Origin of the sequence: Azorhizobium sp. AG788 (assembly GCF_004364705.1) — a bacterium.
Lineage (GTDB): Bacteria > Pseudomonadota > Alphaproteobacteria > Rhizobiales > Xanthobacteraceae > Azorhizobium > Azorhizobium caulinodans.
In genome coordinates this window covers 566,285-585,989 of the sequence record NZ_SOBM01000004.1, presented here as the reverse complement: position 1 = coordinate 585,989, position 19,705 = coordinate 566,285, and the positions used below count along the sequence as shown (strand labels likewise).

The window sequence follows — 19,705 nt, the reverse complement described above, 5'->3', positions numbered from 1 at the left end:
TGGCGCCCCCAATCAGACGGGGCAGGAATTCGCCCATAGTCCTCCAAAGGCCTTGAGCTTTGCTCGGGCCTTGGATGCGTGACGGTGAATCAGTGAATCATTGCCGCAGCCGGGGCTACTTCCACGTCCGGTCCACGGCGATCGCGCTTCCTACGGACAGGAGCGTCCAAAACTTGATATTGGACGCCAAACGGCAGCACCTCCCGTTTCTACCGCATTATGCCCTCGCGGATCGGGTCGCAAGCCGGATCCGAAGTGTGGCATGCCAGCAGCTCACGCCACGCTCCTCACGAGGGCGTCATGATGATCTTGCCGAGGGCGGCTCCGCTTTCCAGCATGGCATGAGCGTCGCGAACACGGGCGAGCGGAAAGCGGGCGGCGATGGCCGGTTTGATGTGGCCGGCTTCGAGGGCGGCGATCACCTCGCGCATGATGCGGCGGCGGTTGGGCCGGTCATGGTCATAGATGTGGAAGGAGAAGCAGCGCACGGCCGGGCAATTGCCGAGATACTTGCGCATCTCGCCCATGAGATTTTCTTCCGGCAGACCCGCAAAGGCGTTGTAGGAGAGGAGCGTGCCCCATTTGCCCAGTGCCCGCAGATAGCCCGCGAAATCCGCGCCACACACGTGGTCCAGCACGAGATCCACGCCGGCGCCGGCTGTGAGTTCCAGCGTGCGGTCTACCACATTCTCGGCGCGATAGAACACCACGTCGTCCGCCCCCATGGCGCGGGCGAACGCGGCCTTTTCCGCCGTGCTTACCGAGCCGATGGTGCGCATGCCCGCAAGCCGCGCAAGCTGGAGCAAGGCGGACCCAACGCCCCCGGCAGCGCCGATCACCAGCACCGTCTGCGGCGGGCGCGGGCCCGAGGCTTCATGCAGGAGGGCCCAGGCCACCTGATAGTTGGCGAGGCAGACGGCCTCCTCGCAGGAGACGCTGTCCGCCAGCGGATGAACGGCATTGGCGGGGGCACACACATACTCGGCATAGCAGCCGCCGCGCTGGGAGAGGTCGCGGGCGCTGAGCAGCACCTTCTGCCCCACCTGCAGCGCCGTCACGTCGCGGCCCACGGCCTCGATATAACCGGCGACGTCGTTTCCCGGATTGGCCGGCAGGGGCGGCATCCATTTATAGACGCCGCTGCGGATCAGCGCGTCCGGCTGGCCCACGCCGAAGGCCTCGGCGCGGATCACCACATCCTGCGCGCCCGGCACCGGCATGGGAGCATCCACATAATTCAGCGCGTCCGGCCCCCCGGGCGTGTACACCAAAACCGCTTTCATTCCGCACCTCTGCTTGTCTTGCGCGGCTGCTCAGTCGGCATAGCTGCCATGGCCGATGCCGAGATAGGTTTCCATCACGCGGGGGTCGTGCAGCAGCGCCGCGCCCGTGCCCTGATTCACGATCTCGCCGGTCTCCAGCACATAAGCGTAATCGGCGATGCGCAGCGCCATCTGTGCGTTCTGCTCCACCAGAAGGACGGAGACGCCTGTGGCGCGGAGCGAGTCGATGACCTCGAAGACATTGCGCACGATCTGCGGCGCGAGGCCGAGGCTCGGCTCGTCCAGCAGCAGCAGCCGGGGGCGGGACATGAGCGCCCGCCCGATCGCCAGCATCTGGCGTTCCCCGCCGGAGAGCGTTCCCGCCTCCTGCGCCCGCCGCTCCTTCAGCCGCGGGAAGCGGGCGAAGATCTCCTCGAGGCTGTCGGCGATCGCCTTGTGGTTGGATCGCCGCAGATAGGCCCCGAGCAGCAGATTGTCCTCCACGGACATGCTGCCGAACAGATCGCGCCGCTCCGGCACCAGCGCCATTCCGCAGGCCGCGAGTTCCTCGGTGGAGAGGCCATCGGTGTTCTGGCCGGCGAAGGCGATCCGGCCGGAGCGCTTCGGAATGAGGGCGGCCACCGCATTCAGCAAGGTGGATTTGCCCGCGCCATTGGGGCCAACCACCGTGACGATGGTGCCGGGGGAGAGGGTGAGGGAGACGCCGAACAGCGCCTCCACTGGCCCGTAACCGACCCGCAGGTCGCGGACATCCAGCAGCGGGCTCATGCTGCGTCTCCCAGATAGGCTTCCACGACGCGCTGATCGCCTTGCACCTTGGCCGGATCCCCTTCGCAGATGAGCTGGCCGAAGCTCATGACCACCAGTCGGTCCACGAGACTCATGACGAAGTCCATGTCATGCTCGACGATGAGGATGGTGAGCCCCTCCGCGCGCAGCTGGCGCAGCAGCTTGTAGAGCAGCTTCTTCTCCGGCAGGCGCAGGCCGGCCGCAGGCTCGTCCAGCAACAGAAGGATGGGATCGGCGGCGAGCGCGCGGGCGATTTCGAGGATGCGCTGCTTGCCGAGCGGCAGGCTGCCCGCCGGCTGCATCATCACATCCTCAAGACCCACGCGCCTGATCTGGCGGATGGCCTCGGCGCGGATGGCCGCCTCCTGCTGCCGCTCCATATGGAGGCAGGATGAGAGGACGCCCGCATGGGCGCGGCGGTGGGCGCCGAGCATCACATTCTCAAGCACGCTGCGGTTCGGCATCATCTTCACGTGTTGGAAGGTACGCGCGAGGCCGCAGTCGCCGATCTGCCGGGGCGTGCGCCCGCTGATGACCTGCCCTTCGAACGTGATGGTACCCGAGGTGAGGTTCAGCGTGCCGGAAATGAGGTTGAACAGCGTGCTCTTGCCGGCCCCATTGGGACCGATCAGGCCGAGGATTTCGCCCGTCCGGACCTTCAGGCTGATGGACGACACCGCCACGAGGCCCGGAAACTGCTTCAGCGCGCTGTCCACCACCAGCAGATCGCCGCCCGCCGGCAGGCGCGGGCGCACCGGCAGTTGCGGGGCGGCCGCCGCCTCGCCTGCGTCAGAGGGGTGCAGGAAGGGCAGCCGGCGCACGAGGCCGGCGAGGCGCTCCGCCACGCCGCCATCGGCGCGGTGCAGCAGGAAGATGATGAGCCCGCCGAAGACGACGGTTTCGAAATTGCCGCTGGTGCCCAGAAGGACGGGAAGGAAATCCTGGAGCCATTCGCGGGCGAGCGTGATGAGCGCTGCGCCGATGATGGCGCCCCAAACATAGCCGGCGCCGCCCACCACGACCATGAACAGATATTCGATGCCGATGCTGAGGCTGAAGGGCGAGGGGTTCACGAACCGCAGCAGATAGGCATAGAGCCAGCCGGAGAGGCCCGCGAGCAGCGCCGCGAAGACAAATGCGATGCGCTTCTCCTTCACGGTGTCCACGCCGAACGTCTCCGCCATCAGGGGCGCGTCCTTCACGGCGCGCAGCGCCCGTCCCTGCGCGGAATCGAGGAGGTTCGACACGGCCCAGACGGCCAGCGCCACGAGACCCCAGATGATCACGCCCAGTTCGCGCCCGCCGGTCAACTCATGGCCGAAGAGGGACAGCGGTGGGATGTGATCGATGCCCGTATGGCCGCCCAGCATTTCGATATTGCCGAACAGGTAGAACAGGCTGATGCCCCACGCGATGGTGGAGAGCGGGAGATAATGGCCCGACAGGCGCAGCGTGATGGCCGCGATGAGGAAAGCGGCCACGGCGGTGGAGAGTAGCGCCGCGGGCAGCGTCACCAGCGGCCCGAGCCCGAAGCGGGTGGCGATCACCGCGGTCGCATAAGCGGCGATGCCGGCGAAGGCGGCCTGACCGAAGGAGGTCTGCCCGGTGATGCCCGTCAGGACGACAAGGCCAAGGGCGACCAGCGCATAGAGGCCGATATAGTTCAGCACCGAGACGGCGTGCTCGCCGGAGAGAGCCTGCAGCGCGAGGGCGGCGGCAAGGAGGGTGAGGATGGGAAGACAGCGGGCCATGGCTCATTCGCGCTCGGTGTGGGGCGCGCGCAGGGAGCGCCAGAGTAAAACGGGAATGATGAGGGCGAACACGATCACTTCCTTGAAGGAGCTGAGCCAGAAGGAGGAAAAGGACTCAAGAAAGCCGACGATGAGAGCCCCCGCTACGGCGAGGGGATAGCTGGCCAGCCCGCCGATGATCGCCGCGACGAAGCCCTTGAGACCCACGATGAAGCCGGAGTCGTAATAGAAGGTGGTCAGTGAGGCGACGAGAACGCCGCTGACCGTGCCGATGGCGCTGGCGAAGAGGAAGGAGAGGCGCCCCGCGTGCACGGGACGGATCCCCACGAGCTTTGCCCCCTCGCGACTGATGGCCGTGGCGCGCAGCGCCTTGCCCTCTATCGATCGACTGAAAAACACGTAGAGCAGCACCATAATGGCCGCTGTCGCCAGCACCACCAGAACGCTCTGGGCGGTGATGAGGATCGGCCCCAGCAGGAAGGCCGCATCCGACAGAGGCGCGGCGCGCGCGCCTTCCGCTCCGAAGAGCAGGAGGCCGATGCCGACCAGCGCATAATGCAGCGCCACGGCGGCGATCAGCAGCGTGAGGTTGGACGCCCGCGCGATACCCTCGAACACCGTGGTGTAGAGGATGGGGCCGAGCGGCACGATGAGAGCGAGCGTCAGCGGAATGGCGATCCACATGCTCGGCTTCAGGGGGGCAAGCCACGTGACGAGGGCGACGACGACCAAGGCATAGGCCACGAGCGCGATCTGCCCCGCCGGGATCCGCAGCCGGCCGAGCCGCGCCCGCTCCCGCAGCGTGGTCATGACCGCACTCGCCACCGCGCCGCCAAGCAGGATCCAGATGGTGGCGGGCACCTGCCCCATCTCAAGCGCGGCCAGCGTGAGGGCGCCGTAGGAAATGAACTCGCCCTGCGGCACGAACAGGATGCGCGTGACCTGGAACACCAGGACGAGCGCGAGGGCGATGAGCGCATAGATGGCGGCATTGACGATGCCGTCCTGCGCCAGAAACAGCGCGATGTCGAACGTCATGACGGACCTTTTTGCAGAGCAAGGCAGGTTCCGATGGCGCCTTCCGGCGCGATCAGCGGGACGTTGGCGTCCGTCAGTTGGCGAGCGCCCAGGTGCCATTGCGCACCGTCAGCATCACCGGCGTTCCCGGCGGGAAGAGGCCGTGGTTGCTCGGCCCGAAGGTGACGACGCCATTCGTGACGGCAAGGCCGTTGGTCTTTTCCAGCGCCGTGCGCAGCGCCGCGCGGAATTCCGGAGTGCCCGGCTTGGCCTCCTTCAGCGCCGAGGACACCGCATTGCGGATCAGCAGCCAGGCGTCATAGGCATTGCCGGCGAACAGCGCGGCCGAGCCGGGGCCATAGGTGGCCTCGTAGAGCTTCACGAACTCAAGGCTCGCCGCTTTACTGGGATTGCTGTCCGGCAGGGCGCCGGCCACAAGCAGCGGGCCGGCGGCGATCAGCACCCCTTCCACATTCTTGCCGCCGACGCGCAGGAAGTCGTTATTCACCACACCGGATGCCTGGTAGATCAGCCCCTTGTAACCCCGCTCCCGCAGCTGCGCGGTGGGCAGAACGGCGGGCGTGCCGGTGGCGCCGACAAAGACCGCATCCGGGCGGGTCGCCAGCACCTTCAGCGCCTGAGCCACCACGGAGGTGTCCGTGCGAGCGAATTTCTCCACCGCCGAGAGGGTGATGCCGAACCTCGGCGCAAATCTCTCGAACTCCTTGAGCCAGCCTTCACCCAAGGCGTCGTTGAAGCCGATGAAGCCGACAGTCTTCACGCCATGCTGCGACATGCTGGCGAGGGTCCGCTCCGCCAGTTCCCGTTCGCCTAGCGGCACCTTGAACACCCAGGTCTTCGCGCCTTCCACGGGCTCGATGATGCCGGGCGACGGCGCGATGGCGAGAACGGGGGTCTGGGTGCGGCCGGCGATCTCCACGGTTGCGAGGGAGGTGGGCGTTGTGTTGCCCCCGATGATCAAGTCCACATTCTCGGACGCCAGCTTCTCGGCATTGCGCCGGGCCTGCGTCGTGTCCGAGCCGTCATCGAGAATGGTCCAGGAGACCGGCACCCCGTCGATCTCCTTGGGAAGGATCTGGAGGGTGTTCTTCATCGGGATGCCCAGCGAGGCCGCCGGCCCCGTGGTGGAGAGAGTGGCGCCGAGCTTGATCTCCTGCGCAAGGCTGCCCGTGAGGGGCCAGAGAAGGGTGGCGGCGCCGAGCGCCAGGGCTTGAAGCTTCATGGGTTTCCTCCCGATCCGGTCATGCCGTCTTGTGCGGCCTATTCGTCGATGACGTCGTTGCTGAGCGTGCCGATACGGGCAATCTCCACCTCGACCCGGTCTCCCGGCTTGAGATAGAGCGGCGGTTTGCGGGTGAAGCCCGCACCGCCCGGCGTGCCGGTGACGATAACGTCCCCCGGCACCAGGTCGAAGATGGTAGAGCAATAGTCAATGAGCGCAGGCACATCGAAGATGAGGCGGGACGTGTCCGAGCTCTGCACCGTTTCGCCATTCAGCCGCGTGCTGAGGGCCAGGCCGGACGGATCTGGGATTTCATCCGCCGTCACCATCCAGGGGCCGAACGGCCCCGTGCCGACGAAATTCTTGCCCGAGGCGATCTGTTGCGCGTGCCGCTGCCAGTCCCGCACGCTCACATCATTGTAGATGGAATAGCCGGCCACATGACCGAGCGCGGTTCCAGCCGGAATATGCCGGCCGGCCTTGCCGATCACCACGGCGAGTTCGCCCTCGAAATCGAGCTGTGTCGATACGCGGGGACGGATGACGGGCGCCAGATGCCCCACCTGCGAGCGCCACACCCTGAGGAAGATGGGCGGGAAGGCGGGCGGGGGCGGCGCATCGGGGCCCGCGTCCGGCTCATGATAGTTGCGCAGTACGCAGACGATCTTTTCCGGCTGGGGAATGACCGGCAGGAAGCGGATATCGTGGAGCGGGATCACCGCGCCTGATCGGGCGGCCAGCAGCGCGTCCCGCTCCTCGAAGTGCGGGCTGGCGATGAAATCCGCGAGCGTCGGGCAAGCGGGCAAGGCTTGCGCCAGATCGACGATGCCCTCGTCCGTCACGGCGCCCCAGCGTTCAGCATCCCCCATCGCATAGGACAGGAGCTTCATGGCACGTTTCCTTCCCGTGGCGGTCTGATGCCGCCGATGTCCGGTCTTGTGCCGGTTCAGGCCGCTTGGAGAGCTTCGGGGATCGTCACCCCGAGCCGGGTTGCCAGTTCCTTGAGCTTCGAGGAGGTGCCCCGCGCCAGCGGGATGCCGGAGCGGCGGGTCTCGGCCGTGCGACGCCCGCGCTCGCCCGGCAGGAGCACAGCCTGCGTCCCCTCTGCCGGCGGCAGCCCGTGGATCGCGGCCGCAAGCCCATGGACGTCCCCCAGGAAGTGCTCCCGCGAGCCGAAGGCCCCCGGATCAATAGCGGCGACGAAGCCGTTGAAGCCGGCCGGCGCCGCGCCGGACAGCGCCGGGGCGATGAGGGGATTGCCAGCCAGCAGGGAGCAGAGCACTTCGATCATCAGCGACAGTCCCGCCCCCTTGGCGCCGGCCATGGGGGTGAGCGCCTGCACGGCGGCGGGGTCCGTCGTGGGGCGGCCGGCGGAATCGATGCCCCAGCCTTCCGGAATGGTCCGGCCGGCGTCGCGGGCGGCCAGAACCTGGCCGAGGGCAACCGCTGCGGTGGACATGTCGAGGACGATGGGCTCGCCCGCAACTTCCGAGGGCGCGGCGATGGCAAGCGGATTGGAGGACACCACCTCCCCGCGCGCGCCGGGATAGGCCATGAGCGGCTTGGAGGCGGTCATCACAATGCCCACCAGCCCTCGGGCGGCGATGCGGTGGGCAAAATAGCCCACCGCGCCGGCATGGGTGACATTCCGGCCGACACAGAAACCGCCGCCAAGGCGGCCGGCGATCTCAATGGCCTTGTCCGTCACCTGCTCCATGGCCGATGCGCCGGGTGCAAGACCCGCATCAATCAGAGCCACGGCCCCCCATTCGTTCACCACCTTCGGCTCGGCGGCTGGATTGATGAGGCCAAGCCCCACCATCTCCACATAGCGCGGGATGCGCAGCACGCCGTGGGAGTCCACGCCGCGCTGATTGGCCCAGACGAGCAGATCTGCGGATTTCTTCGCATCGGCGGGGCTGAACCCGCCCGCCTCCAGCAGGCCCGCCGCAAAGGCCGAGAGCGCCTCCGGCGCGAGGGTGAGCGGCGTGCCGCTCATGCCGCCCCCCCGAGCGGCGAAGGGAAGAACTTGTCCAGCCAGCCCTTGATCATCAGCTTGGTGCGCGGCGCATCCTGCTCCGACAGCGGGAAGTGCGACGTTCCGGTGACGAGCATCAGTTCCGCCGGCTGGCCGGCCTTCTCGAACATCCGGATGGACTGCTCGGTGGGGGTGATGCCGTCGTCCGCCGTGTGGAAGAACAGCGCCGGACGTGGGGCGATGTTGCCCACCACATCATCGGCCCGGAACTCATACATGCTGATCGCGGTCTCGACCGGGATCTCCATGATGGCCTTGGGCGAGAGATTGCGGCGCAGCGGCTCAGGGATCGGCACCGCGTCGAAGCGGGAGATCCACATGCTCTGCCCGGTCTCGCGCTTGTGCTTGCGGCCGGCCTCCAGCAGCCCGGTGAAGCGGGCCCAGGCTTCCGGCGTCGGGTGCTGGCCACGGAACTTGCGCTCCCCATCCCCCCAGCCGCAGGAGGAGATGACGCAGGCAAAGCGGCTGTCCACGCCCGCCGAATAGACCGCGACCGCCGCGCCGAAGGAATGGCCGACCACGCCGATGCGCGCCGGGTCCACTTCCGGGCGCTGGGCCAGGAACGTGAGCGCGTTCTTGGCGTCCGCCACCTGATCGAAGCAGCGCACCTGCGCCCGCTCGCCTTCGCTCTCGCCGCAGGAGCGGAAATCGAAACGCAGCGCCACATAGCCGAAATCTTCCAGCATCCGGGCCTGAATCTCGGCGTGGGATTCGTCCTTCGAGCCGACGAAGCCGTGCAGGACGATGAAAGCCGGCAGGCGCTCGTCGGGCCGGCGGCCTTCGGGAACGTGAAGCACCGCGGACAGCGTGAGGCCGTCCGACATGAAGGTGAGTTTCTCTTGCATGGTCCTGTCCCGGGCCTCGATCAACCGATGGCGGCGAAGGGGAAGTGATGGGTGCGCCACTCCAGCGGCGCGGGTGTGCCCCACACGTTCATTTGGCGGACATTTCCGGGGCGCTGGAGATTGGTGATGACATTCGGCTCGAAGGTCGCGTCATCCGCCACCAGAGCCATGGCGCCCGAGCATTCCACCATCGCGCCGGACGCCTCGATGTAATAAGCGTATGTATTGTCGCCCGGCCGATGGCGCCCCGGCCCCCACAGCATCTGCCTGTCAAACCGATCGAGCGTATCGCCAAGGCGCAGATACTGATTGAATTCCAGAAACTCGAATGAATAGTGGTGCAGGCCAACCACGCCTTTGACCAGCCCGAGAATATGATGCTGGCGATTGCCGCCATACATCCAACTCAGGCTGTCATCCACCAGCCGCTCGGAGAGCATCAGGCCACCGATGCCTTCCAGCTGGGAGCGGGTCGCGGCAGGATCGGGCGTGATGAGATTGATGTGATCCATCCGGTTCGCGCCGACACCCGTGGAAGGCTGGCGGCGGCCATAGATCGTGTCCTTCACCGGCGTGTGGATCTCGAAGCGGAGCCCTTCCGGCGTGGTGAACGTCACGCCCGCAGCCATACACGTCAGGCTGGGCTGGGAGGATTCAATGCGGCACCCCAGCTGCGCGACCCGCGCCTCGGCCGCCCGCACAGCTTCGACCGTGAGCGCTTCAAGGCCGATCGTGTGCGTGGCGTTCTCGCCGGCATGAAGCAGGACCAGCTCGGCGGAGCGCCCGTTTGAGCTCAGCCATGTCTGCCCTTCCTGCCGGTTGGTGACATGCAGACCGAGAATTTCGGTGGCATCGCGAATGACGGCGTCCGGATCGCTGACCAGAATCTTCAGATGCCCAACGGCGTGAACGATTGGCGCCATTGTTTCCTCACTAGCGGTAGGGGGCCGTTCTGTGCGGCCATGAGAAAGGGATAGGCAAAATCTCAGAGGGTGGCAATTATTTTCGAAAAAAATTGCTATATCGAAATATGGAGAGCGTGACCGATATTGGTGCGCGCAACGTGGAAGCGACGCGGAGACGCGCGAGATTGAATTTTTTCGAAAATCGGCTAACCTCAAGCCACGAGAAACGGTCGAGGGCCTCAGCCTGCGGCGGCGGGAACCGAGGCGGACATGAGCGACATGCAGAAGACCGGCAAGGAAACGCGGGCCGGCGACGTCCTCCAGAGGATGCGCAGCGACATCATCAATTGCGAGCTGAAGCCCGGCGAGAAGCTGCGCTTCGAGGCATTGCGGGCGCGCTATGACGTCAGCTTCTCAACCCTGCGCGAGGCCCTATCGCGATTGACCGCCGACAACCTCGTGGTAGCGGAAGGCCAGCGCGGCTTCATGGTGGCGCCCGTCTCCATCGCCGACCTGAACGATCTCACCGAAACGCGGGTTCTGATTGAAATCGAGATGCTGCGCCGCTCCATGCGCAATGGCGACGATGCGTGGGAAGCAGAAATCCTGTCCACTTTCCACCGGATGGACCGGATGCAGGCGCGCCTCGGGCGGGAATATTATCTCTCCGAGGACTGGACCAAGGTGCATGGGGCTTTCCATGCCTCGCTGGTGGCCGCCTGCAACTCGCCGACGCTCGTGGAAATCCGCAACAAGCTATTCGAGCGGGCCCATCGCTATCGCCGCATCTCCTCCCAGTTCCGCACCAAGTGGCGCAAGAAGGATGTTGAGCATAAAATGATTGCCGACGCCGCGCTCGCGCGGGATGAGGAAAGGGCGCTCTCCCTCATTGCCCGGCACATTCGAGAGACCAGCGAGAATGTCATTGCCCACGGCGGCCATCTGTTCGCCGCCGGCGCCCCTGGAGAGGCGGCTGAATAGATCGCGGGCGGCGCACCCCATATGCCTCATAGACGGCCCGAACCGTTCTTCGCCGCGGCATCCGGGTTACAGCAAAGACCAAGAGTGGCCTCTCACCACAAGAGGCCGCGCATCCGTTTCTCCGGTCCGCAACCAGGGTCAGCGGGCGCCGAGGTCCAGTCCCATCTGCCAGAAATCTGCCTCTAACCGCGCAGCCTGCCCGAACAAGGCGGACAGTTCGGCGAAACGGCGGTCGGTCATCGTGCGCGCGGCGAGGTCGTCCAGATGTCTGCGCGCTGTTGCCGCTACGCTCTGGTAGCCCGCCCCGGCATATTCGCCGATCCACTCGCGATATGGATGGTCATTCAGCCCGTCGGCACCATCGGGTGCCAGCGCGCGGCCGATCTCGGCATAGCCGATGACACAGGGCGCCAGTGCCGTGTGCAGATCGAGCAGGTCGCCCGCCGCCCCGCAATCCAGCACGAAGCGGGTATAGGCCACGGTGGCCTGCTCCTCGCGCGCGGCATCGAGATCGGCGCGCGACAGCCCCCAGCGGGCACACAAGCGCACGTGGAGCTCGGTCTCAGCCAGAATGGCCGCCACCCCCTCCTGTGCAATGCGAATATCGTTGAGCGTGCGGCTCTTGTAGGCGGCGAGCGCATAGGCGCGGGCGAACTGGATCAGGAACAGATAATCCTGCACCAGATAGGCTCGAAACGCGCCCAGGGGCAGCGTGCCCGCGCCGAGCTGGCGCACGAAGTCATGGTCCACATAGCTCTGCCAGTCCGCCAATGCCGAAGCTTTCAGGCGCGTGAAAACATCCATTCCGTTTCTCCCTGCGCCGGTATCGGACACCCTTCGTTCCCGCGCAAGCCCGCTGACGTGCTCCCCGTTTTCTGGCCCGTTTGAGCTGGAAATTCCCACTCATGATCCCCTGTCCGGGGACGAGGAGAGTTCCATGAAGGCATCGAAGTTCACGGAAGCGTAGATCGCGTTCATGCTGAAGCAGGCCAATTCGTCTGCCCAAAGATGCGTTCGGCTGCCCTCAGATGGGGCTTGTCCACCATCTTGCCGTCTAGCCTCAGGACCCCGGCGTCAGGCTGGCTGGCAAATGCTTCACAGACACGTAGGGCCCACGCCACTTCTTCTGGTGCCGGAGTGAACGCGGCATGGACTGGCTCGACATGGGTCGGGTGAATGATCGCCTTACCTGAAAAGCCGTCTCTCCGGGCCTCCTGCGCTTCGACTGCGATCGCATGGAGATTGTCGATGTCTGGGGCGACGGCATCGATAGCTTCCACACCCGCCGCAGCGGCAGCTATCAAGCAGAGATTTCGCGCAAGGCGGATGGGTTCGCGATAGGAAACGCCACCGTTGTTTGGCGAGGCACCGAGAGAGGCGGTCAAATCCTCTCCACCCCACATCATCCCCCATAGCCGCGGACTGACGTTGGCATAGGAACATGCCGCAAGGGCGCGCACGCTCTCAGCCGTTTCCGTGACGATAGCGAGGATGCGGGTGCTGCCGACCTGCGCGCCACTGGCGTCCTGGCAAGCCTCACCGACATCAAGATAATGCCCCAGTTGGCGCACCGCATCGGGGCCCGAACATTTCGGAAGCACGATGCCGTCTGGGCGCCCCGGCATGACCGCGGCGAGATCAAGGGGGACGAGGCCTGTCTCCAGGGCGTTGACGCGCACAAACAGCTTCTGCCGCCGCGGCGCCGCAAGTAGAGACCCGAGAAGCTCTCGCGCTTCGGCTTTCATGGCGGGTGCGACCGAATCTTCAAGATCCAGGATCAGGGCATCCGCCTTGCTCATCGACGCTTTCTCGAATTTTCGCCGGCTATCTGCGGGAACAAACAGGAGAGAGCGCATCATGCGACCTCAACGCGGCGGTGCATCAGCGCCGAGCGGCGACAGGAGGCGACGATTTCTCCCTCCTGATTCAAGGCGACATGCTCGAACTCGACGATGCCCGCCTCTGGTCGTGACTTGCTGCAGCGGATGGCAATGACCCTTGTCTCCGCGCGCAACGTATCGCCATGGAAGACCGGCTTCGGAAACGTCACGTCCGTCATGCCAAGGTTGGCCACGGTGGTTCCAAGCGTCGTGTCATAAACCGTCATGCCGATCATTATGCCGAGCGTATAGATGCTATTGAACAGCCGCTGTCCCCATTCGGTGCCTTCCGCGAAATGGGCATCAATATGTAGGGGTTGCGGGTTCATGGTCAGTAGTGAAAACAGGGTGTTGTCCATCTCCGTGACGGTTCGGCTGAGGCCATGCTGAAACCGTTGCCCCACGGAGAAATCCTCGAAATGAAGACCGGCCATTGCCGCACCTCACGTTAAATGCTTTTGATTGTCTGATGCTCAACACCGCCTCGCGCGCGTCGAGCATTCCCGATCTCGGCTGCGATTTCGCTCGTGTGCTCGCCCAGGCGAGGCGCTGGGCGCGACGCTCGGGGCTGGGAAAGGCTCCACCGGGACGGAGGCGCCATCTCGATCACGGGACCTTCGGACGGATGCAGCGAATGAATGAAGAAGCCGACATCCTCAAGATGACCATCCTGCATCAAGCTCTCGATGGTGTGCATGACGGCATTCGGAATGTCGGCCTTTCCCAGCACGTCCTGCCATGCCCGCGTGCTGCGTGTGGCCAGGATGGTGGCCAATTCCCGCGCGATCTCATCGGCATGTTTTATGCGGGCGGCATGATTGACGAAACGGGGGTCGCTCGTCAGGTCGTCCCGGCCTGCGATGTGAAGGAAACGCCGCCAATGCTGGTCCGTGTAGAGGACAACACATAGGTGGCCATCTGCTGTACGAAAGGGTCGACGTTCCTTGGTCAGCAGGCGGCGATAGCCTCCTGCGTCCAGGGGGGGTGTGTAGCTCAACCCCGCCATGTGATCTGCGAGCACCATGCTGGCCATGGTCTCGAACATCGGAACATCGACCCGTTGCCCAAGGCCTGTCCGATCGCGGAAATGCACTGCCCCGAGTATTGCGATGGCGGCATGTAAACCGACGATACGGTCCGCAATGTTGACCGGCACATAGCGTGGCGTGCCGTCGCCGGCTTCGGCGAGAAGAGCCGGCATCGCCGCGAGTCCTTGGATCAGATCATCATAGGCGGGGAGGTCGGCATACCGTCCGTCGCGTCCAAAGCCGAAGGCGCCTACGTAGATAATAGCGGGATTTTGAGCGGCGACCGCTTCGTAGCTCAGCCCGAGACGCTCCATGGCGCTTGGACGCAGATTGTAGAAGAGCACATCGACGTCCGCGATGAGCTGGAGAGCGGTGGCACGGCCCTCTTCAGACTTGAGGTCCAACACAATGCCGCGCTTGCCGCGGTTGGCGTGCAGGAACATCCCGCCAGCCTCGCCACTGCGGCTTGGCCCAACCTGTCGCAGGATGTCGCCGCCCGGACTTTCGAGCTTGATCACATCCGCTCCCATATCGGCGAGGATGGAAGAGGCGTAGGGCCCCATCACGACGGTCGTCAGGTCGAGAATTCTAAGGCCGTCCAACGGACGGGGACCGAGGCCAACTGTCATGGCGCGGCCTCCGCGAACGTGGGCGGTCGATGTGCCAGCACTTCGCGCACTGGTCGATCAAATCGGGCGATATCCACGACAGTGACCTGGCCGCAGCAGGCCTGCGCCAATTGTGAGGTGCCAACATCCCGCGTCAGGACGTTGGGATTGCCATGCACGCAGAGCGGCCCCTCCGGTGCCTCGTCCTCGGGATCGTACCAAGCGCCGGTTGGCAGGTGCAGCACGCCCTCCATCACATCGGCGCTAAGGCGCGCGCTGGCCACGCAGGCGCCGCGCGCGTTGAAAAGGCGTACAAGGTCGCCGTCTCCGATGCCCCGCTCGAGCGCATCGTGCGGATTGATACGGACAACCTCCCTGCCCTCACGTTTGTGCGCCTGGCTATAAGCCGCGAAGTCCAGTTGGCTGTGCAACCGCGTGGCGGGCTGGTTGGCCACCAGTGTCAGTGGTGTCTGGGCGGAGGGCTGTTCTTCCGAAGGCAGCCAGATCGGATGCCCAGGGCAATCGTCGTAACCGAAGCCGGCAATGGTCTCCGAGAAAATCTCGATGCTTCCGCTTGGCGTTGGGAGAGGCGCGGCCTGCGGATCGGCGCGAAAGGCCCGCAGCAGACCGCCATCGTCGGGCGCCGAAGGCAAGGGGATCTCGCCTCTCTCCCAGAACGCCTCGAAGGAGGGGGCGAACAGGCCAGCATTTTCCAAAGAGTCCCGTGTCTGCTCGTAAAGATGTGCAAGCCACTCGCGCACGGAGCGTCCCTCCGTGAAGGCGGCTTCGAGGCCGAGGCGAGCGGCGAGAGCGCTGAAAATCCCAAAATCATCACGAGCCTCCCCGATCGGGGGCGCCACCTGACGCATCGCGATCAGACGCGGGTCGGTAGCCGCTGCGCCGATATCCTCGCGCTCCAGTGTCATCGTGACCGGCAGCACGATGTCAGCGAAACGTGCCATTGGCGTCCAGGCGCTCTCCTGGACGATGATGGTATCCGCCTCCGAGAAGGCACGGCGCAGGCGGTTGAGATCCTGATGATGATGGAAGGGGTTGCCCCCGGCCCAGTGAATGAGGCGCACGCGGGGATAAACGTGTGTTGCTCCATTGAAGGCGAACACACCTCCCGGATTCAGAAGCATGTCTGCGATACGCGCGACCGGAATGAAGGTGGAGACGCCGTTTCGCCCCTGTGGCAGAGTGGGAATTGGAACGGCGTTGATTTGCCGACCAGTATGACCCATGGCGCCAAGGGCATAGTTGAAACCGCCCCCTGGCAAACCAATCTGACCGACCATGGCGGCGAGGGTCGCAGCCATCCAGACCGGCTGCTCTCCAAATTGCGCCCGCTGAAGGGAATGAGCCACGGTGATGAGGCTGCGCCCTTCCACCAGCCGGCGTGCGAGCATACGCATGGCATCCGCACCGATGCCTGTAATCTCGGCCGCCCAGTCCGCGCTCTTCGGCAGGCCGTCGGTGTCGCCCGTGAGATACGGTGCAAACCGTTCGAAGCCGACGCAATAACGCGCGACAAAGGGGCGATCGTATAACGCTTCGGTCAACAGCGTGTGTGCAAGCCCGAGCATCATTGCGACGTCGGTTCCGGGACGGATTGGCAACCAGCGAGCTTCCGCCGCCTCGGGCATATCGTCCCGCAACGGGCTCACCGACCAGAATTCGGTGCCTCGCGCCGCCGCCCGAGCCATCGCGTCGGCTTCCACATGGCGGGTGATGCCGCCGCTGGCGATCATGGAATTCTTGATCGGCATGCCGCCGAAGGCGAGCACCATATCCGTGTGGGCGCAGATTTGGTCCCACGTGACATTGTGACGGGACAGGGGCTCGAAAGATCCCATCACCCGTGGCAGGATGACAGCAGAGGCGCCCGCACTGTAGCTATTGACCGACCGCACATAGCCGCCGCACACCACGTTGTGGAAGCGGTGAATCTGGCTTTGGGCGTGATGAAACCGGCCGGCGCTGGACCAGCCATAGGAGCCGCCGTAGACCGCCTCCGGGCCGCAGGAGTCGCGGACGCGGGCGATCTCCGCCGCCGCAAGATTTAGTGCGGTTTCCCAAGAGACCGGCACCAGATCGTCTGAGAAGTCCCGGTGGCGGGGACCTGGTCCGTGGTCCAGCCAACCCCGCCGCACCATTGGGCGAAGGATGCGCGCCTGATGGCGCAAGGCGTCGGTGAAGTTCCCCAGGATCGGAGAAGGAGCGGGATCTTCGGGATGCGGTGTCACTTGAACGCGGGCCCCATCCCAACGCGCGGAAAAACTTCCCCAGTGCGAAGCGTGAGAGGCGCCAGCGGCAATCGAAGGGTTACGAGACATCTGAGGCTCGGCAAGGCCGCGGCCAGCGTGCCGCGTCGATCGATGAAAGCTGTCCATCAATATTGCTGCCCGAGGTTGGATCAGTCCAATATGCAGCCGGCGGCCTTTTGAGAACTCAGGGTTATTAGACACATGTCATTCCAAGGCTGGCAGGGCGCCGAACAGATCGAGCTGCGCCACCTACGTTATTTCCTCGCCACCGCCGAGGAGCTGAACTACAGGCGGGCCGCCGAACGGCTGCGCATCGCCCAGCCCGGCCTCAGCCAGCAGATCAAGAAGCTGGAGGAGATCGTCGGCACGCCTCTGTTTGACCGCACCCGCCGCACGGTTCGATTGACCCTCGCGGGAGAGCTGTTCATGCACGAGGCGCGCAAGACACTGGCCCATGCCGAGAGCGCCATGCTCGTGGCCCGCCGCGCCGGGCGCGGCGAGGTCGGACGGATCGCCATCGGCTATGTCGGGTCGGCGGCCTATACCGGGGTTCTTACGACCATGGTCGGGAAGTTTCGGTCGAGCTATCCGGAGGTGGAACTGCAGATTTCCGAAATGGAAATGCAGCAGCAGCTCGATCAACTCGACCAGGGACGGCTGGATATCGGCTTTATCCGTCCACCGGTGCCACTTCCAGTCGGCATCGGTACCATCCCGGTCCTGTTCGAGGATATCGTTCTGGCTCTGCCGGAGGCTCACCCACAGGGCGCGAGCGAGCAGGTCGCACTCGCCTCGCTCAATGAGGACATTTTCATAACGCCACACCATCCGCCAGAAGTCAGTTTTCTCAAGCACACCACTTCTGCGTGCCGAATGGCAGGTTTCTTTCCCAGACTCGGTCCTCAGGGGCGCGACTTCGTCACAATAGCGAGCATGGTTGCGGTTGGGCTCGGCGTGGCCTTGGTGCCCCAATCGGTCCGCTGCATTCAGGTTCCAGGCCTCCAATATCGGCCGATCGCCGATGCCAAGGTATTGGCGGAGCTTGCCGTAGCATTCCGGCGGAGCGAGCCGTCACCCGTCGCACGGGCCTTCGCGGCCCACGCCCGGCGTTCTGCCTTCTCTGGAGCCGAGCCGTCCCCGGTGCGCGGCCGGTCTAAGAAGTCGTGATTATCAAGAAATCCAAAACCGCATATTGGACTGATGGCTGAAACTGCGCCGATAATCTCCAGACCAACAAAGGTGCAGGTCGACGCTCCAAGCTGGGCGGACGATCCACTGCGCACATAACCAGAGGTGTGCCGTCGAACTGCGAGGGGTCTTCCCCCGGGGGCGGTGGCTGGAATCAGGCGGACCGAAAATGGATTGGCGTAGCCGCGCGGGGACTTCCTTCATTTGCGAGAAGACAGCCGTCACTGCCAGCCGGGGCATGGCGGTCACCAACCACCCCTTGGCCTCCGCCGCCGCGGTCGAGATGATGGCGGCCGGGGGCAATGCAGTGGATGCCGCCATCGCAGCGTTATTCACGCTCACGGTGGTCGAGCCGATGATGGTTGGCATCTTTGGAGGTGGAGCGGCCCTTATCCGTCTCGCTGACGGCCGGGAAGTCGTGCTTGATGGTCTCTCGACGGCCCCCGCGGCTGCGCGTGCGGATAGCTTTACGCCAATCTCCGACACCTGGCCCGACTACATGGAGGCGAAGGGCCGGGCCAACCGAGTTGGCCCCAAAGCGGTGGCGGTTCCCGGAACGCTGAAAGCGTGGTGTGAAGCGGCTGAACAGTTCGGCAGGCTTCCACTGTCCGATCTCATCGCGCCGGCCATCCGCCACGCCGAGCGGGGCTTCCACCTTTCTTCCTATCTCGCCACCTGCATCGCGGAAATCGCCCCGGACCTCGCGCTGGACGCAGCCATCGCCGCTGTTTTCCTGCCGAATGGCCGCCCACTCGGCGCCGGAGACCTTCTGATCCAGAAAGACTATGCCAATACTCTGCGCCTCATTGCTGAAGAAGGGCCAGAGGTGCTTTACGGCGGTGAGCTTGGTCGTCGCGTCGCAGATTATCTGGCCGGTTCCGGTTCCTTCCTTCGCTTCGAGGACTTGGAGAGATACCGGACGGTCACGCGTGAACCCGTCCGAGGCACCTATCGCGGCTTTGAGATCGTCGGACCGCCGCCGCCTTGTGCAGGCGGCGTACATACGCTGCAGATCCTTAATCTTCTTGAGGCCTACAATATCGCCGATTCCGGCTTCGGGACCCGCGAAACGCTGCATCTCGTCCTCGAAGCGCTGAAGATCGCGGCAGCTGACAGGAGGGCTGTCACCGCAGACCCCGCCTTCGTGGACGTGCCTGTCGAACGGCTGATCTCGAAGGCCTATGCTGACCAGCGTCGAATGGAGATCGACCTCGCACAGGCGAGCACGTTCGAGGCCCGGATTCGTTCAAACGAGTCCGCCAACACGACCCATGTCACGGTGGCTGACGCCGAGGGCAATATCGTTACGTCGACCCAGACCATCAACAGCCTGTTCGGCGCCCGCATCATCATTCCCGGTACGGGCATCATTCCGAACAATTATATGTACCTGTTCGATCCCCATCCCGGAAATGCGCTCTCGCTGGAACCGGGCAAGCGGATCACCAGCGGCATCACGGCCCTCATCGGGAAGAAGGAGGGACGTCCGGTCTTCGCGCTGGGCCTGCCGGGAGCGCACCGGATCCCCGCCTCGGCCATGCAGGCCGTTTTGAACCTCATCGACCATGGAATGGACGTTCAGGAGGCGGTGGAAGCGCCCCGCGTCTTCACCTGGGGCCAAGAGGTGGAGATCGAGACCAGCGTTCCGGTCGAGATCCGCGACATGCTCGGGACCATGGGGCATCGCGTCGTCGGCGTCGACCACGTGGCAGGTGGCATGTGCGCGATCGGGTTTTCAGACGATGGTCGGATGACAGGCGCGGCCTGCTGGCGCGCCGACGGCGTCCCCATGGGGCTGGGCGGCGGCAGCGCCCGGGCGGGCACCTCGTTCTGGCCGGATCCCCGTCGTGGACGGGTCTACTGAATAAATAAGGCCGGCGGC

Annotated in this window: 17 protein-coding genes; 3 read left to right on the top strand and 14 right to left on the bottom strand. The window is 64.8% G+C overall.

The window, feature by feature from the left end:
• Window positions 1–287 precede the first annotated feature (287 nt).
• The 9 genes from DFO45_RS13525 to DFO45_RS13485 all read right to left on the bottom strand — a co-directional run bounded on the left by DFO45_RS13525 (window position 288) and on the right by DFO45_RS13485 (window position 9,889).
• The gene (locus tag DFO45_RS13525) at window positions 288–1,283 is read right to left on the bottom strand and encodes a zinc-dependent alcohol dehydrogenase family protein (RefSeq protein WP_133865264.1); all 996 of its coding nucleotides are present in this window, start codon (window positions 1,281–1,283) and stop codon (window positions 288–290) included.
• Between the two features lie 30 nt (window positions 1,284–1,313).
• The gene (locus DFO45_RS13520; protein ID WP_133865263.1) at window positions 1,314–2,051 is read right to left on the bottom strand and encodes an ABC transporter ATP-binding protein; all 738 of its coding nucleotides are present in this window, start codon (window positions 2,049–2,051) and stop codon (window positions 1,314–1,316) included.
• A complete protein-coding gene (locus tag DFO45_RS13515) occupies window positions 2,048–3,823 on the bottom strand; it encodes a branched-chain amino acid ABC transporter ATP-binding protein/permease (RefSeq protein ID WP_133865262.1) in 1,776 nt (591 codons plus the stop codon). The genes DFO45_RS13520 and DFO45_RS13515 overlap by 4 nt, the downstream gene beginning before the upstream one ends.
• A 3-nt stretch (window positions 3,824–3,826) precedes the next feature.
• Window positions 3,827–4,861 (bottom strand): branched-chain amino acid ABC transporter permease, encoded by a 1,035-nt coding sequence (locus tag DFO45_RS13510; RefSeq protein WP_133865261.1) that lies wholly within the window; start codon window positions 4,859–4,861, stop codon window positions 3,827–3,829.
• A gap of 73 nt (window positions 4,862–4,934) precedes the next feature.
• Window positions 4,935–6,083, bottom strand: a complete 1,149-nt coding sequence (locus DFO45_RS13505; RefSeq protein ID WP_133865260.1) for an ABC transporter substrate-binding protein — start codon at window positions 6,081–6,083, stop codon at window positions 4,935–4,937.
• A 38-nt stretch (window positions 6,084–6,121) separates the two neighbouring features.
• A complete protein-coding gene (locus DFO45_RS13500; RefSeq protein WP_133865259.1) occupies window positions 6,122–6,973 on the bottom strand; it encodes a fumarylacetoacetate hydrolase family protein in 852 nt (283 codons plus the stop codon).
• A 56-nt stretch (window positions 6,974–7,029) separates the two neighbouring features.
• On the bottom strand, window positions 7,030–8,082 hold the full coding sequence (locus DFO45_RS13495) for an Ldh family oxidoreductase (protein ID WP_133865258.1): 1,053 nt from the start codon (window positions 8,080–8,082) through the stop codon (window positions 7,030–7,032).
• Window positions 8,079–8,966, bottom strand: coding sequence for an alpha/beta fold hydrolase (locus tag DFO45_RS13490; RefSeq protein WP_133865257.1), 888 nt, complete (start codon window positions 8,964–8,966; stop codon window positions 8,079–8,081). The genes DFO45_RS13495 and DFO45_RS13490 overlap by 4 nt, the downstream gene beginning before the upstream one ends.
• A gap of 20 nt (window positions 8,967–8,986) precedes the next feature.
• Window positions 8,987–9,889 carry a VOC family protein gene (locus DFO45_RS13485; RefSeq protein ID WP_133865256.1) on the bottom strand — a complete coding sequence of 301 codons (903 nt, stop codon included), beginning with the start codon at window positions 9,887–9,889 and terminating at the stop codon, window positions 8,987–8,989.
• Window positions 9,890–10,141: 252 nt separating this feature from the next.
• On the opposite strand from DFO45_RS13485, the gene DFO45_RS13480 reads away from it, so the two are divergent.
• Window positions 10,142–10,852: an FCD domain-containing protein gene (locus DFO45_RS13480; RefSeq protein ID WP_012170407.1), complete on the top strand. Its 711-nt coding sequence runs from the start codon at window positions 10,142–10,144 to the stop codon at window positions 10,850–10,852.
• 138 nt (window positions 10,853–10,990) lie between these two features.
• Here the strand turns inward: DFO45_RS13480 and DFO45_RS13475 are convergent, their stop codons facing one another.
• The 5 genes from DFO45_RS13475 to DFO45_RS13455 form a co-directional block, all read right to left on the bottom strand.
• The gene (locus tag DFO45_RS13475) at window positions 10,991–11,656 is read right to left on the bottom strand and encodes a TenA family protein (protein ID WP_133865255.1); all 666 of its coding nucleotides are present in this window, start codon (window positions 11,654–11,656) and stop codon (window positions 10,991–10,993) included.
• Window positions 11,657–11,826: 170 nt separating this feature from the next.
• A complete protein-coding gene (locus DFO45_RS13470; protein WP_133865312.1) occupies window positions 11,827–12,708 on the bottom strand; it encodes a CoA ester lyase in 882 nt (293 codons plus the stop codon).
• The gene (locus DFO45_RS13465) at window positions 12,708–13,166 is read right to left on the bottom strand and encodes a MaoC family dehydratase (protein ID WP_133865254.1); all 459 of its coding nucleotides are present in this window, start codon (window positions 13,164–13,166) and stop codon (window positions 12,708–12,710) included. Before DFO45_RS13465 ends, DFO45_RS13470 begins: the two co-directional genes overlap by 1 nt.
• Window positions 13,167–13,180: 14 nt before the next feature.
• Window positions 13,181–14,389, bottom strand: a complete 1,209-nt coding sequence (locus tag DFO45_RS13460) for a CoA transferase (protein ID WP_133865253.1) — start codon at window positions 14,387–14,389, stop codon at window positions 13,181–13,183.
• Window positions 14,386–16,704 carry a molybdopterin guanine dinucleotide-containing S/N-oxide reductase gene (locus DFO45_RS13455; RefSeq protein WP_133865311.1) on the bottom strand — a complete coding sequence of 773 codons (2,319 nt, stop codon included), beginning with the start codon at window positions 16,702–16,704 and terminating at the stop codon, window positions 14,386–14,388. The genes DFO45_RS13460 and DFO45_RS13455 overlap by 4 nt, the downstream gene beginning before the upstream one ends.
• A gap of 132 nt (window positions 16,705–16,836) precedes the next feature.
• On the opposite strand from DFO45_RS13455, the gene DFO45_RS13450 reads away from it, so the two are divergent.
• Both DFO45_RS13450 and ggt read left to right on the top strand, forming a co-directional pair.
• The gene (locus DFO45_RS13450; RefSeq protein WP_133865252.1) at window positions 16,837–17,802 is read left to right on the top strand and encodes a LysR substrate-binding domain-containing protein; all 966 of its coding nucleotides are present in this window, start codon (window positions 16,837–16,839) and stop codon (window positions 17,800–17,802) included.
• Window positions 17,803–17,992: 190 nt separating this feature from the next.
• Complete coding sequence (gene ggt, locus DFO45_RS13445) at window positions 17,993–19,687, top strand: gamma-glutamyltransferase (protein ID WP_245518085.1); 1,695 nt, start codon at window positions 17,993–17,995, stop codon at window positions 19,685–19,687.
• Window positions 19,688–19,705 lie beyond the last annotated feature (18 nt).